The sequence below is a fragment of the Plantactinospora mayteni genome (genome assembly GCF_016862935.1).
GTDB lineage: Bacteria > Actinomycetota > Actinomycetes > Mycobacteriales > Micromonosporaceae > Plantactinospora > Plantactinospora mayteni.
On sequence record NZ_BONX01000072.1, the window covers coordinates 1 to 13,837 of the forward strand.

A 13,837-nucleotide genomic window follows, 5' to 3' on the forward strand; every position below is an offset into this window, starting at 1 on the left:
CCCCCTGCCCCGGTGCAGCCTTGTACGTTTAGCCGTATCTGGTTCTGGGCTCCGAGCCGTGCCCGGACAGTGGGTGTGGTTGGCCGGTCATGGCGGCGAGTGCGGTGGCGACGGCTTGTAGGTCGGCATTGATGTACGTGGTGGTGGCTGGGCCGGTGGAGTCGGTGTGTCCGGCGTAGGCGCGGGCGACGCCGTAGCCGAAGTGGCGCTCGACCCAGGTCAGGGTGGTGTGGCGTAGCCAGTGAGTGGAGATGCCCTGGGCTGCCACCCACGGTAACTGTTCGCCGATGCGTTTCCACAGGTGGTCGTAGCGGCGGCTGGTGATCGGCCGGCCGTTGCGGTAGCGCAGCAGCCGGTCGGTGGGCAGCGCCGCGCCACGGGCGCGGGCGTGTTCGTCGAGGTGGGCGGCCAGGTCGAGGGTGATCGGTTGCCAGCGCAGGGTGGCACCCTTCTCAGTCAGTCGCACCAGCCCGCGGTCGGTGTTCAGGTCGTTCAGCCGTAGCCCGAGCGCGCCGCCGCGGCGGCAGGCGGTCTCGGTGTGCAGACGCAGCACCAGGGCGTCAAGGATGACGTCGTTGCCGCTGGTACGAGCAGCAAGGTTGATCGCCTCCAGTTCATCGGGGGTCAGGGCACGGCGGGTGCTCGGTAGTCGGCGGGGCTTGATCACCCGGTGGGCGGGGCTGGCAGCGGGATCGATGAGCCTGTCGGCGATGGCCCGGTTGTAGATGGCGCGGGCGGCGGCGATCACGTGCTCGCCGGCGTGGCGGCCGTTGCGGCTGTTGCGCCGTGACCGGGCGGTCGCGGCGATCTGTCGCTGCATGGCCTCGATGTCGCTGGCTGCGACAGCGTCCAAGGGACGGTCGCCCCACGCGGCGGCCATCCGCTGCCAGTAGGTGCCATAGGTACGGCGGGCACCCGGCCCGGCCGCGGCGACGACCTGGGGCAGGTACTCGGCCAGTGTCGGCAGGCCCGGACCGGGCTCGGCCTGCAGATCGGCGACGGTGACGCCCAGATGGGCCAGCATTTGCCGCGCAGCAGCGACACGAGCGGGATTAGCCGACATGATGACCACTGATCGCCTGCGCGTGAAGGTCGGCCAGCAGCCGTACGACGGTATTGGCCGGATGGATCACCAGCAGATCGTGGGCGACCAGGGCGGCGAGCAGCAGTGGCTGCCCCGGCACGATCGCGCACATCTGCCGTGCGCTGGCCGGTAACGGCAGTTCCCCTCGGCTGCCCACCACGTGTTGTCCGGCTGGCGCTGACGCGAGCACCAGCATCTCCCGCTGTGGGTGGATGTCGATGCGGTGGCCCGCCGGCCAGCGCAACGCTCCCAGCAGGCTGCGTTCTGTCACCCGACCGGACCGGTCCGGACGCGCCATACCGATCAAGACCTCGTCCAGTGAGGTGGCCCTTGGCGGACGTGGTGCGGGCAACGCCGGCATCGGCGCCGGACCGGGGCGCGGTCTGTCGGGAAGCGGGGCCGGAATGAGCACGCCGATGAGTCGCTCGCGGTCGCGGCGGCGGGTTGGTGTCATGACCGGCCCAACCGCGGAACCGGCGCGACGCGCCGACGGCGACACACAACCCGCCGACGCACAGAATCATGTGTTATTGCAGGTATGCAGGGCAGATGCCGGCACGGAATTGAATCTGGTTCATGTCTGGTGAAGCTCCACCAGGACTGGTGTCCGAGGATCGACACGAACCGATTCCCAACGGGGGCCACGGCTTTCCGGCGCTATCCCGCTCGGCTGATGGCCAGCCTACCTGGGCCATTGTGGTCGCACCGTCCCATGCAGAGGTGACACGAGGTCTGGCGACGCCGCCGGGGCCGGAGCGACCAGGTGTCGCTTGCCACGAGGATGCTCGTGGCAAGCGACTACCAAGCGGGCCATGAGATGTCGCTGCGCTGTGATCGAGGGTCGGGACACCAAGGCGGGGTGACGTGGCTCAAGCGAGACCCTGCGCTCGCCGTACTACTCACCGGGTCTCACGCGGTTGGCCGCCCGGCTCGCCTCGGGACCGGCCGGACCGATCGCTGTCGCGGTGGCGAGCATGCACGGCGACGGGCGGGTGCGGGAACGAGCGGTTAGGGCGACGCTGAAGCGGCCGGCGGGGGAGTTGGTGCCGTTGCTGGTGCTGCGCACTGCCGGCTGGGTGGCCCCGGTACGTGACCGGGCGCGGGCCGGGCTGGCGATGCTGCTGGCGGGTGATCCGGGCGGCTGTCTTCGGGCGCTGCCCACCATTCTGGCGGGGGAGTCGCGGACCCGCGCCGGCTTCGCCGGGTGCCGGCGGGAGGGGTTGGTGAGCGTGCCGTCGCGGCGGCAGCGCGGCCCCGCGTCATGCCGCTTGGCTTGCCCGAGTTGTCGTGCGTGTTCTGCTGTGATGTAGCGGTGAGGGCGAAGGATACGAACGAGCTGACCGTGCTGGTGGACCGGTTGCGACGGGATCGTCGCCGTGACCCGTACGCGGGCCGGGATGCCTACTCCCGGGCCGCGCGTGAGGTCGCGGACCGCTGCCAGAGACTGATCGACGCGGGTGAGGCGGCGGTCGCGGTGCCCGTGCTGCGCAAGGCGGCCGACCGGATGACGAGCGCCCTGATGTACATGGACAGTTCCTCCGGGGTGCTCGGCAACGACCTGGCGAACCTGATGGAGGTGTACGCCCGGGCGTGCCGGGCCGCGCCGCCTCGGCCCGCTGGGCTGGCAGGGTGGCTGGTGAAGCTGGTGTGCGATGGCCCCGGCTGGCCGGCGGTGGTGCTGCGCGAGTGGGCATCGGCGTTGGGGGCGAAGGGCCTGACCGAGATGGCACGGTTGGTTGACGAGCGTGCCGCCGCGGCCGACCCCGATGACTGGCATCAGCAGTGGGCGGTGCGGTACCTGCGGGAGCAGTTGGCCGAGGTCTCCGGCGACGTGGACCGCCACGTGCGGGTACTGGCGGAGCACCTGGTCAGTGCCGACCAGTACGGGCGGATCGTACGGGTACTGGCGCAGGCGTACCGGCTCGCCGAGGCGATCAACTGGGCCCGACGCGGGCTTGTTGAGTATCCGTCCGGCTACCAGTCGGTGAAGCTACGCGACCTGCTGGTGCGGCTGCTGATCGAGACTGGTGGACCTGAGGCGGCGGTGGCCGAACGCCGGGCGGCGTTCGGTGGCCGGCCGGCGATCGACAACTTCCGGTCGCTGCTGGCGACGGTGGCCGAGACCGACCGGGATGCCGCGCACACCGAGTGGGCGTTGGCGGTGGTGCGTGACCGCGCCGCACGGCAGGAGGTTTACCTGCCCGATCTGATCGACGTGCTGGTGCTGGCCGGTCGTGACGACGAGGCGTGGCACACCGGGCTGGCGCGCCTGGACGAGTTGCCCGCCCGGCAACGCGTCGAGCTGCTGGAGTTACGGCGGCGGACCCACCCGGCCGAGGTGCGGGAACCCTATCGGGCGCTCATCGACGCCCAACTGCTGGACTCGTACGACAAACGCCGCTACGACAAGGCGATCACGCTGCTGTGCAGCCTACGCGAGGCGTACACGGCCACCAGCGAGACCGCGCGGTTCGACGCCTACCTGCGAGCGTTACGCGCAGAACACAAGCGTCGGCCGACGTTCCTGGCCAAGCTCGACGCCGCTCGGCTATGACCCGACCGGTAGGGTGTACGCCCGTGGCGGTCCGCATCGATGTTGAGGCGTTTCGTGATTCGATCCCGACGGCCGTGGGTGAGGCTGCGGCACGGCTGTTGACCGACGACAGCGTTGGTGAGTTGGAGCCGGCCGGTGGCGGTTTCCAGGCGGTGATACGCGACCGCAGTGCCGCCTTCCAGCCGTGGGTGGGCATCGTTGACGGGGTGTTTACCGACGATTGCGATTGCGGGATCATCGGGGATGAGCTTTGCGCGCATGCGGTCGCGACAGCGTTGACCGCGTTCACCGCGGGCGTCGCCTTCTCCGGCGCCGCAACCCCACCCGGCGCCGTCCCCGCGGAGCCCGAACGCGCCCAGTACCTTGAGGCGGTGCAGCGCCTCTCGCCCCGCCAGTTGGCGGACCTGGTGGCGGGGTACGCGGTTCGGGACCGCCTGTTCGCCACCCTGTTGCTGGGCGAGGCCGGCATGCTCAACGGCGCCGACGAGTCCGGTCTCGCCGATTTCCGCGCTGCTGTCCGGGACGCGTCGAAGGTGACCACCGGTAGCAGGTGGCAGATTTCTGATGTGGAGGCCGCCGGGCACCGCTTGGCTGCCGAGGTCGAGATCCTGTGCGCCCGCCCCGCGACCCCTACTGCGCTTGAATTGGTCGAGGAGGCCATCCTCGTCTGGGACGAACTATCCGGACACCTCCGCGACGCCTACCACATCACCCGCACCGAACCGGAGGAGATCACTGAGCCGCTCGTGGGCGTACACCGTGACCTGTGCGAACGCCTCGACCTTGACCCGGACGAGATCGCCGAGCGGCTCAACCGGATCGTCGAACGCTGCCACTACGACACCATGGACGTTGGTATGTACGCCGACCTGCTCGGCGAGTACGCGGGCACGGTCACATCCGCCCGCTGGTAGCCCCGCTGCGCCACGAAGACGTACTCCCGTCCAGGACGGTCCGGCGTTTCTCGCGCGTCGAGGGTGGTGAAACCGTTGGCGACTTCCTACCCCTGCCGAGCCGGTTCGCGCCGTTCGCCCTTCCAGCCCCTCCGACACAACCCGCAAGCGATGAACAGACTCAGTCGTCGTAGAACGTCAGGTCGCAGTGCCGGCACTTCCGTCCCCACCAATCCGTGTGCCAGTCGTGGTGCTCGTCGAGCCGGCGGATGTCGCCGCAGACCACGCAGAGAAAGGCGTACTGGCAGTCGGAGATGTCGTAGCCCCGACGGCGGTGCGCCGGCACCTCCCGGAGCGGGACGGTACGCAGGCCCTGCGTCGTGTGCGTGAGCCACCGCTCCTCGATCCCGCACCGACCGCAGACCTTGACGCGCTCAGAGAGCCGGTCTCCGTCGCCGGCCTCGCCGTAGTCGTGCACGGTCCGGGCGGGCAGCAAGGTGCGACCACAGCCGCAGCGCGGCTGCCGGCCGCACGGGTTGGCGGGATCGGTCGCTGTCAGATGCGGCAACTCCGCGTGGGAGTGCAGGGTGAGCAGGCACATCGTCCGGCGGATCCAGCCGAGAGACCGAGCCGGTGGTGCAGATGACGCCATCGGCCGCCTCCCGACCGACCGCCCGCTTCGAGGGGTCCCACCAGGATAGGTCGACTGACCGCGCCCGTACAGATTCGTACGGTGACGGTCGGGCTTGTCGAATCTGAGCAGCGATGTTGTTGACAGATCGCGCGGCCGGGGTGCGTTGTCGGAAGAGCGGGTGGCAACGTCGGCTCCGGCTGATTCGACCGTTCGGCCGGGTACCTCCGTCAGCCCGGGTACTTGCCGTCCGGCGAGCGGACGCAGGGGGACATCACGATCAGGGCGATCCAGACCCGGTCACCCGAGGTCGTCCAGGAGAACTGGAAGCCGTCGACGGGGTTGACCAGATCCAACTCGGCACCGGCGCCCCCGGGCAGGACCCGGAAGTTCTTGAGCTCATACCCCTTCGCGGTCCACTCGTCGCGGAGCCGTTCCAGCACCACGGTGTGGCGCTCGACGGGGAGCGTCACGTGGCTGAACCGTGTCGATCTTCCAGGGCACAGGCTGACGTTGCGTAGGGCTTTGAAGGTCATTGACGAGTACGTCAGGCACTACAACGAGCATCGGTCGCACCAGGGCTGCGTTCAACGCCCTCCGGCCGTTGACTCGTCCCTGCCACCGGTGGCCGACCTGACCGAGATCAGGGTACGCCGCTGGAAAATCCTGCACAGCATGATCAGCGAATACTCGCAGGCAGCGCAGCCAGAGCCGGGTTTACGAACGGCACAAGCTGACGGTGCCGGCCACCTGGCCGCGCCGCCAGCTCGTGCACTCGTCAGTCTCCCGCGCGGGTAGCGTACGGCCCGCCACCGTCTGACGTCGCCGCATTCACTTGACCTGCCAGAGTACGAGTTCTTCTCAGGAGCAGGCAGCAACGACGGCTTTCTCGGCGCTTCGCATCGCGGGCAACTCGATCACGGCTTTAAGCTTCGCCTGATCACTGTCGGATCCTTCGACGGCGACGATCGCCTGCTCCACCGCCAGTTGGTACGCGGAGATCTTCGCCTTGAGCTGCGGGTCGCCGGTGAGTTCGGCGGCTGCGGCCACGTTAACATGCATGGCGGTGTAGGGCGCATTCAGGTCATTCGTGGCCTTGGCAAGGTCTTCCTTCGAAAGTCCGCTCTGGGAAAGAACCGCGGCCACCGGAGCAAGCGCCTCGAGGGCGGTCTTGCGAGCCTTCATCACGGCATCGCATGCGGGGGCGGTCTTCGGGTCGCGCGTTCCATCGGGCGAGGCTGGACCTGCGGACGTGCCCGCTTCAGCGGACACGGTGGGGCCCGTCGATGCGGTCGGGTCGGCCGGTATGCTCGGGCCGGTGGATGCGGTCGACCGTGACGACGCGGTCGGAGTCGCTTCGCCGCATGCGGATGCACTCGCTAGCGTGAGAGCTACGAGAGCGGTGCCGAGCAGCCGTCCTGTTTCGAGTCGCATGGAAACTCCATTCTGTCCGTTCAATGCGTCGGGCGGGGCGGGGTTCAAGTTGAAACGGATTGGGCTCAGAGAGCGAACACGGCTCGGGCGGCCAGGCCGAATCCCAACACGATGATGACCGAGCCGGTTGCTTCCGCCGGCACGGTAAGTCGGCCAAGCCATGCCCAGCGGTCGCGTACCCGCAGCAGCAACAGTCCCGCGGCGGTCAGCGCGCCAGCCATCCCTAAGCCATAGACGATTATCAGAATGATGCCGAGCCAGAGACGACCGAGCGCTGCCGCGCCGAGCAAGACGACCAAAGCGGTGGGGCTGGGTACGAGGCCACCGGCGATACCAAGGGCCGCGAGGCTGTTGGGGCGGCTGTCGTGGTGATGGTGATGGTCATGGTGGTGGTGATGCGGCCCGTGGTGGTGATGGGTATGCCGGTGGCGCAGACCGCTGATGAGGATGCCTGCTCCTATGGCGGTGATCAGGATACCGCTGGCCACGCCGAGCCATTTGAGCACGGATTCGGCGGCCAGGCCGGCGAACGCGGTGGTGGCGATGCCGAGTATCAGCACGCTGGCGGTGTGGGTGAGGGTGACGGTCCCGCCGACGATGACCGCGTCGCGCCGTCGTCCTTGCCGGCCGGCCAGATACAGGGCCATCACGGTCTTGCCGTGCCCGGGAAGTGCTGCGTGCGCAGCGCCCAGAAGCGCCGCCATGAGCACGGCGAGCAGCAGGACGTGCGGGGACGGGTCTCCGATGGCGCCGGCCAGCCAAGCCTCGCCGCGCTGCAGCCAGCCGCGTTGCGGCGTGGGAGCGGCGGCGGACGCGGTTGCGTCAGCTCCGGACTGCAAGGTCAGCTGCGCCGACCGCTCGTACGGCGGCAGGTCTGTCGGTAGGGAGACACCGGCGCCTGCCACCACGATTTGGTTGGCGCCGACACGATCTGTCAGGTACCGGTTCACCACTGAGACGGTTGCCGGTGTGCCGAGTGTGGCCGGGGCCGACAGCCTGCATGTGAGCCGGCTGGTTTCGACGCCGGTGGCGCCTTGCCGCTTCAGCTCCCGTGATTGGACGGTCCATTGCAGAGGCGCGGCTCCGACGCGCGCCTCGAGTTTGGAGGCAAAGGTAGCGCAGTCCGGCGTAAGCTGCTTTGTCGCCACTTCGCCAACATCGAGCACGGCGACGACATCGATGCGATCCTTGTGCAGCGTCAGCTCGACCAGCTGGTCGACCGAGAACGGGGTCAGCGGGTGGGCGGCGATAGCCGCGCTGAGCAGGATCGTGGGGATCACGAGACACACTCCGTGGCGGTTGTTGGCTCACATGGTCGAGGGGAGGGGCGAGCCCGTCGTCGCGGATTCCGGTGAATGCAGCGGCGATGTTGGTGAAGGTGCGGCGGACCGCCGCACCTTCACAAAAGGGGCAGTGCGCTTCCAGGTTCGGACCATTTGTTGCAGGGACGCTGCTCTTCAGCTGATGCGGGTAATCTTCACTGCGTCGGCGATGACATATCCGGTGCCGGCGGTCCAGCGACTGACGCCCACCTTGTTGTCGTCACCGGCGGCCAACGTGAAGTTGCCGAGTGAAACCCACTTGCCGCCGTTAACGCGCTGGTTGACGTTTACGACTTGATTGCCGCTCGGCGTCACAATGACGTATGGGGTCGAGTCGTTGTAGCCGGCGTTGGCCGAATACCAGACCGCTACTTGATACGTTCCCGTCTCCGGGATGTTCACCTTGTACCAGGCGGAATCGCTGGCCAGGACCGGATCGGCGAAGCGATAGTCCGCGCCGTACCGCTGGCTCGAATACGAAGACAACCCCCAGTTCGCGCTCGCGGTGAACCGGTCCGCGGTGGTGTTGTCGACGATGGTGCTCCACGCCGGAGGGACGGGTTTGATGTTGAGGGCGAACTGGTTCGCTGCGTCGGTCTTGTAGCTGTCGAGGAAGGGCGAGTAGGTCTTGATGTCCAAGCTGTTGGTGCTCGGATTGAACGTCATGACTCGCATGAAGCTGTTGGGGTCGCGTTGGGAAGCGTTCTGGTAGTCGGCCTGGATCTGGTGAACGGTGTTGCCGTTCACCCCCTGCTGGGTGATCACACCGGCGTTGACGTAGTGGCCGGAGAACGTGAGCCTGAAGTTGGCATGCTTGCTGACCAGCTTGGTCCACAGGTTGTTGCCATTGGTGTCCTTTGTAATGCCGTTCTGATAGGCGTGGGTGACCAAGATGGCGTTATGTTGGGGATGTGCCGACACCACCGAGTTCGCCCAGGCGATCTCTGCGTCGCTGGGCGCGTACTTCATCGCCACGACCAGCCAGTCCATTCCACCCGCGTTGAAGGTGTGGTAGGCGTTGTCGTTCTGGGTGGCGGGATATGTCGCACCGAACGACGGCAGCGCGGTGAAGGTGGATCGTGGATAGTGGGTGTTGTACCTTGTCGTCGCGCGGGTGGAAACCGAGTCCAAGTCGTGGTTGCCAGGGCCGATGATGTAGGGCACGTCATCGGTGGGCAGGCCCATCGCACTCTTGCTGTTGTTCCACTGGGCCAGCTGGTCGGAGTTGTCGATTACGTCACCGACGTGCAGCACGTACTTGATGTTCCTGGCGGTTTGCTGGTCGTCCACCCACTGCATCTGCGCCCTGTACACCTCGGGCCAGTACTCGGAGGCGTACTGGGTGTCCGGCAGCATCACGATGGTGAAGCTCTCCGCGGCTTCAGCCTGTGCCGCCGCCGCGGGGCCGCATAAGGCCGTCGCCAGGAGCATGGCGAACGTGGCACCGAGAACGCGGGTGGTCTTGGTGATCCTCATTCCTACCTTCCTTTGTCGAATGGTGGAGCTGAACCGTGGCACGGCGAGGCTTATGGATCTGGGGCGGCGTGACCAGTCTTGCTCCTGGTGGTCGGAACCGTTGCGTCGTGTCGTCCCGGCAGATTTCCGTTGGCGTGCGACGCGGACGGTGCGGGTGGCGCAGCCGATGGTGTAGCCGCGGACCACGATCGCCGGGTTGGCGCCGTTAGTGGTGAACCGGTAGCGCACCTCCGACCCGGGGGGCCGGCGTAGTCACGCAGGCTCCGTCCCTGCAGCAGCGAGTGAAGTTATTTAACCAAACACAGGGCTCGATGGAAAGATAGCTCCATAGATTGCCATCTAAGGTATGTTTGCCGAGCAGCAAGGCGGCGTCCCCCGACGGACCACAGGATCGACCGGCCGGTGCGTCGTAGCAACGTGGCCAGGTGGCTGGCTTTTGGGATGACTTGCCTGTCATGTCAACGCAGCGTCGCCGTGAAGGACCGCCCGAAGCCCTGGGTGTCAGGGTTGGGTGAGACGAGCGGTTCAGAGCAAGTAGCCCTCCCGGGGCGAGGATGGATCTTCTCTCGATGACGATTTCCAGCGCGCAACTGTCCGTCGGGCACGATGGGCACACGCGCTCTTGGCCGAGATCTCCGAGAGCGCAGACACCGACACCAAGCCGACCGGGCTCTGACCGATGCCTACACGGCGTTGCTGGCCGCGCAGACGTCGACCCGTACAGCGGCCCGGCTGACCGGGATCGCCCGCAGCACCGCCCACCGACGCTTCCGTACTCCGCAGGCATGCGCACCGACGTCTCGGCCGGCGCCGGCGAACCGGCTGTCCGACGCCGAACGCGCCCACGTGCTGGCCGTGCTCGACAGCGACCGGTTCGTTGACACCACCCCGACAGAGGCGTTCGCGACGCTGCTCGACGAAGGCGTCTACCTGGCCTCGATCTCCACCCTCAGTCGTCGCGTTCCCCATGCTCGTCCGCGGGCTCCACCCGCTGCCCGGCGACACCGCGCGGGAGGCGGGGTGACAGCACTCGACGGGACCTGTCCATGGTGCGGGGCGAACTGCGACGGGATCGACTTCCGGACGGTGCGCGGTCCACACATCGACTGGATCTGGCAGCAGCTCGCGGACATCGGCGACCGACGCGGCTACCGAGATCTCGCGAGCGGCACCGCGACCGTCACCGCCCCCAGCAGCCGGGCGGAACGCGCCGCCGCCCTCGGGCTGCTCGGCGGTCGAAGCCCTCGCAGCGGTCAGAAGATCAGAGTCAACCTCGCCGACCTCACCGCACGGCTGACGGCACACCACCCCCGGCTCACACCGGGTATGGTCGCAGCCCACGTCATCGAACAAAGCCTTGGCGAGCGTGTTCGCGACAAGGCCAGACGCCACGACGCGCTTGCTCAGCTACGACAACAGGCGGTCGAGGCGTTCGACCGGATACCCGGCCCGGCACCGGTCCACCCCGACATGGCGATTGTGTGGCCGGCCCTGCAGCGCACGGGGTGGATCAGCCGGCTGATCGGCATGGACGACGGCCGGCTCCTCATCGACCAGGCCGCAGCCGTCATCGCAGCGCTTCCGGCCGGCGGTGAACGGGTCGACCGGCGTCGGCTCGCTGATGGGGTCACCCGCTTCCCGCACGCGCTCGACACCGGGCCATTGCCCGGGCTGGTGTTGGCCATTCTCACCGCAGCCGGCGCGGTGCAAGCCGGTCTGCCGCCCCGCGCAGCCTGGGCAGCCGTCGGTGTCGACTGCGACGACCTGACCGGTGGGCTCCTCGCGCTCGGGATCTACCCGGCCGGCTGGTCGATCCCTGCGGATGCCGTTGTCACCCTGCCACCCCGCGAACTTGCCCGCTGCGCCTGGCCGGCACCGTCCGGACCCGGAGGGTGCGTGTTCGTCACGGAGAACCCGTCCGTCGTCACCGCAGCCGCCGACCGCGTTGCGGCGGCGGCCGAGACGGCAGATGCTGTCCGGTTGCTGTGCACCGTCGGGACACCGTCCGCGCTCGAAATCGCCGCTATCGGCAGGCTCGCGGACGCCGGTTGGCTGATCGCCGCGCGCGCGGACTTCGACCAGGCAGGCCTCCAGCATGTCGCCGCCCTCCTGAAGGGTGTACCGGCCGCTCGGCCGTGGCGCATGGGAGCCGCCGACTACGAGGCGAGTCTCGCCACCACGCCCGTCGATGACCGGACCCGGCTACGACCCGGTGCGTTGCCGGCCACATCGTGGGACCCCGCACTTCGGCACGCCATGGAGTACTGCGGGCTGGCTGCCTACGAGGAGAGCCTCATCGAGACCCTCCTCGTGGACCTTACGAACGGAAGCACGCCGGAGTAGCCGTGATGTAGCCAGATTTCGATGTGTTCAAAGTCGGGTAGGGCGGTGGGGGTCTCGTAGACGCCGAGGCCGCCGAGTTGCCGAAGCCCGTCGTTGATCGCGGTGGCGCAGCGGTGGATGGTGCCCCGGTTTCGCGCCGAGTCAGTCAACCCCATTTATGGTCAACTCTACGTCACCGGTTGACAACTTGATGTGCCTCCCGGTTCGGCTGGTCCGGCCACGTCATCGCTACCTTCCTGGTTCGTTGGACAGGCTGAGGTATTGCAGCGAGGTGATCTCCATGGGCAGTGCGGCAGGCGTCAATCAGCCCGATCTCCTGGCCGGGTGGCTGCACTCCTCACAAGCCGAGCCCAGAGTTCGAGGGCACCGACCACCACCTGCTGTCGGTCTCCTGCGATTCGCGTTCTATGGACGGATCTCCACCGCCGAGTATCAGGACGCTGTCTCGTCGCGGGCCTGGCAACTCGACTTGGCGAACCGGACCGTGGCCGAGCAGGGTGAGATCGTCAGCGAGTACTTCGACATCGGCTGCTCGCGTCGTCTGCCGTGGCATGCCCGCCCGCAAGCCGCCGCACTGCTGGCCGCCGCCACCCAGCAGTGCCGGGTGTTCGACGCGGTGATCGTCGGCGAGTACGAGCGAGCTTTCCACGGTGACCAGTTCATCCCCGTCGCCGCAGTATTGGCCGTTCACGGGGTTCGCCTGTGGCTTCCCGAGACCTGCGGGCCCGTCGACCTGAACGATCCCACCCATCAGGCCCTGGTCATGCTGCTTGGGCACCAGTCGAAACGGGAAGTCCTCCGTGCCCGGTTCCGCACCACGATGGCCATGCGCGCGCAGGTCCGCGATCAGGGCCGGCACCTGGGCGGGCGACCACCCTACGGCTACCGCCTCGTCGACGCCGGACCCCACCCGAACACCGCCGACGCCCGCTGGGGACGCCGACTGCATCGACTCGCCCCCGACCCGGTCACCGCACGACACGTGCAGTGGATCTTCGCGCAGCGGATTGCCGGAACCAGTGCCGGCGGCATCGCCCGTACCCTGAACCACCTGGGCGTGCCGTCACCATCGGAGTACGACCGCAGCCGCAACTGGCACCGGACAGCGGAAGGGTGGACGGTGCGGACGGTCGCGGAGATCCTCGCCAACCCCCGCTACACGGGGCGGCAGGTGTGGAACCGGCAGTACACCGACCATCAGGAAACCGAGCCGGGGGACCGGCGCACCAGTCGAGGATCGGTACGGCGGTGGAATCCACGGGACCAGTGGGTGCTGTCCGCCCGGTCGGTGCACCGGCCGCTGGTGAGCGAGGCGGATTTCGTCAAGGCCCAAACGGTGAACGCAATCGCCACGCCGGAGGACGGCCAGCCGCGCCGGTACCTGCTCACCGGACTGGTCATCTGCCGTACCTGCGGCCGACGAGCCGACGCGCACTGGTGCACGGACGGCCCGGATATCGGTGCCGACATGGCCACACCAGCGCCAGCCCGCCGCTACCCGGCCGACCGAAACCGCTGTACCTACGCGAAGACCTGCTCCTCGCCCGCGTCGCACGGCAACTCGACCAGCGAACGACGGAAGTCCGCGACGACGCGCGAGCTACCGCCGCGTACCTGCGGGCGAACCAGATCACCATCACCTGCGACGCCGACACAATCACCCTCGACCGGCAGCCGTCGACGGCACGAATTCCAGGCCAGAAGCAACGACCCCCACCCGAACCGCTCGAACATGAACGGCTTTGGTGGGGGTTAACGTGTCCGAGACACAAACCGATACCCAACATGGGTCACGGCTTTCCGGTGTCATCCCGCTTGGCTAAATGTCAGGCTATCAGGACAAATGCGGTGAGGCCCGTCGTTGGTTGTGGGGCGACGTCGGGTCGTCGACAGACGACCCGACGGCACTGAGCATAGTCGGCCGTGGTTCGAGCGGCGAGCCATCACCGCGTCCTGATCCTGGCCATCGACTTCGGCTACCGCTATGGATCCCATGGTCCGGGGGCGGCGGTTGGCTGCCTGCCGGGCGTTCGGCGACTCGCTGGTTGATGTCCGTCGGGCAGTCGGCTGCAGCGAGGATTTCCGCGAGGCCCTGACCTT

The 13,837-nt window shown here is 67.7% G+C and carries 11 protein-coding genes; 4 read left to right on the forward strand and 7 right to left on the reverse strand.

Annotated features, from left to right (window positions below):
- Window positions 1-28: 28 nt before the first annotated feature.
- Both Pma05_RS39705 and Pma05_RS39710 read right to left on the reverse strand, forming a co-directional pair.
- On the reverse strand, window positions 29-1,063 hold the full coding sequence (locus tag Pma05_RS39705; RefSeq protein WP_239314115.1) for a tyrosine-type recombinase/integrase: 1,035 nt from the start codon (window positions 1,061-1,063) through the stop codon (window positions 29-31).
- Entirely contained in the window at window positions 1,053-1,355 is a 303-nt protein-coding gene (locus tag Pma05_RS39710; protein WP_203862701.1) for a hypothetical protein, read from the reverse strand. Before Pma05_RS39710 ends, Pma05_RS39705 begins: the two co-directional genes overlap by 11 nt.
- Before the next feature lie 1,041 nt (window positions 1,356-2,396).
- Between Pma05_RS39710 and Pma05_RS39715 the strand changes: the two genes are divergently transcribed.
- Entirely contained in the window at window positions 2,397-3,638 is a 1,242-nt protein-coding gene (locus tag Pma05_RS39715; RefSeq protein WP_203862702.1) for a hypothetical protein, read from the forward strand.
- 23 nt (window positions 3,639-3,661) lie between these two features.
- Complete coding sequence (locus Pma05_RS43210) at window positions 3,662-4,552, forward strand: hypothetical protein (protein WP_239314109.1); 891 nt, start codon at window positions 3,662-3,664, stop codon at window positions 4,550-4,552.
- A 160-nt stretch (window positions 4,553-4,712) separates the two neighbouring features.
- Here Pma05_RS43210 and Pma05_RS39725 read toward each other — a convergent pair whose 3' ends face one another.
- From Pma05_RS39725 to Pma05_RS39745, 5 genes are all read right to left on the reverse strand, one after another.
- Entirely contained in the window at window positions 4,713-5,183 is a 471-nt protein-coding gene (locus Pma05_RS39725; RefSeq protein ID WP_203862703.1) for a hypothetical protein, read from the reverse strand.
- Window positions 5,184-5,392: 209 nt separating this feature from the next.
- Window positions 5,393-5,635, reverse strand: a complete 243-nt coding sequence (locus tag Pma05_RS39730) for a hypothetical protein (RefSeq protein WP_203862704.1) — start codon at window positions 5,633-5,635, stop codon at window positions 5,393-5,395.
- Between the two features lie 388 nt (window positions 5,636-6,023).
- The gene (locus Pma05_RS39735) at window positions 6,024-6,347 is read right to left on the reverse strand and encodes a hypothetical protein (protein WP_203862705.1); all 324 of its coding nucleotides are present in this window, start codon (window positions 6,345-6,347) and stop codon (window positions 6,024-6,026) included.
- Window positions 6,348-6,661: 314 nt separating this feature from the next.
- Window positions 6,662-7,876: an urease accessory protein UreH domain-containing protein gene (locus Pma05_RS39740; protein WP_203862706.1), complete on the reverse strand. Its 1,215-nt coding sequence runs from the start codon at window positions 7,874-7,876 to the stop codon at window positions 6,662-6,664.
- A 177-nt stretch (window positions 7,877-8,053) separates the two neighbouring features.
- On the reverse strand, window positions 8,054-9,394 hold the full coding sequence (locus tag Pma05_RS39745; RefSeq protein ID WP_203862707.1) for a golvesin C-terminal-like domain-containing protein: 1,341 nt from the start codon (window positions 9,392-9,394) through the stop codon (window positions 8,054-8,056).
- Between the two features lie 693 nt (window positions 9,395-10,087).
- Here Pma05_RS39745 and Pma05_RS39750 point away from each other — a divergent pair.
- Window positions 10,088-11,737: a DUF2399 domain-containing protein gene (locus Pma05_RS39750; RefSeq protein WP_203862708.1), complete on the forward strand. Its 1,650-nt coding sequence runs from the start codon at window positions 10,088-10,090 to the stop codon at window positions 11,735-11,737.
- A 469-nt stretch (window positions 11,738-12,206) separates the two neighbouring features.
- Window positions 12,207-13,493: a recombinase family protein gene (locus Pma05_RS39755; protein ID WP_239314110.1), complete on the forward strand. Its 1,287-nt coding sequence runs from the start codon at window positions 12,207-12,209 to the stop codon at window positions 13,491-13,493.
- The last annotated feature ends 344 nt before the right edge of the window (window positions 13,494-13,837 follow it).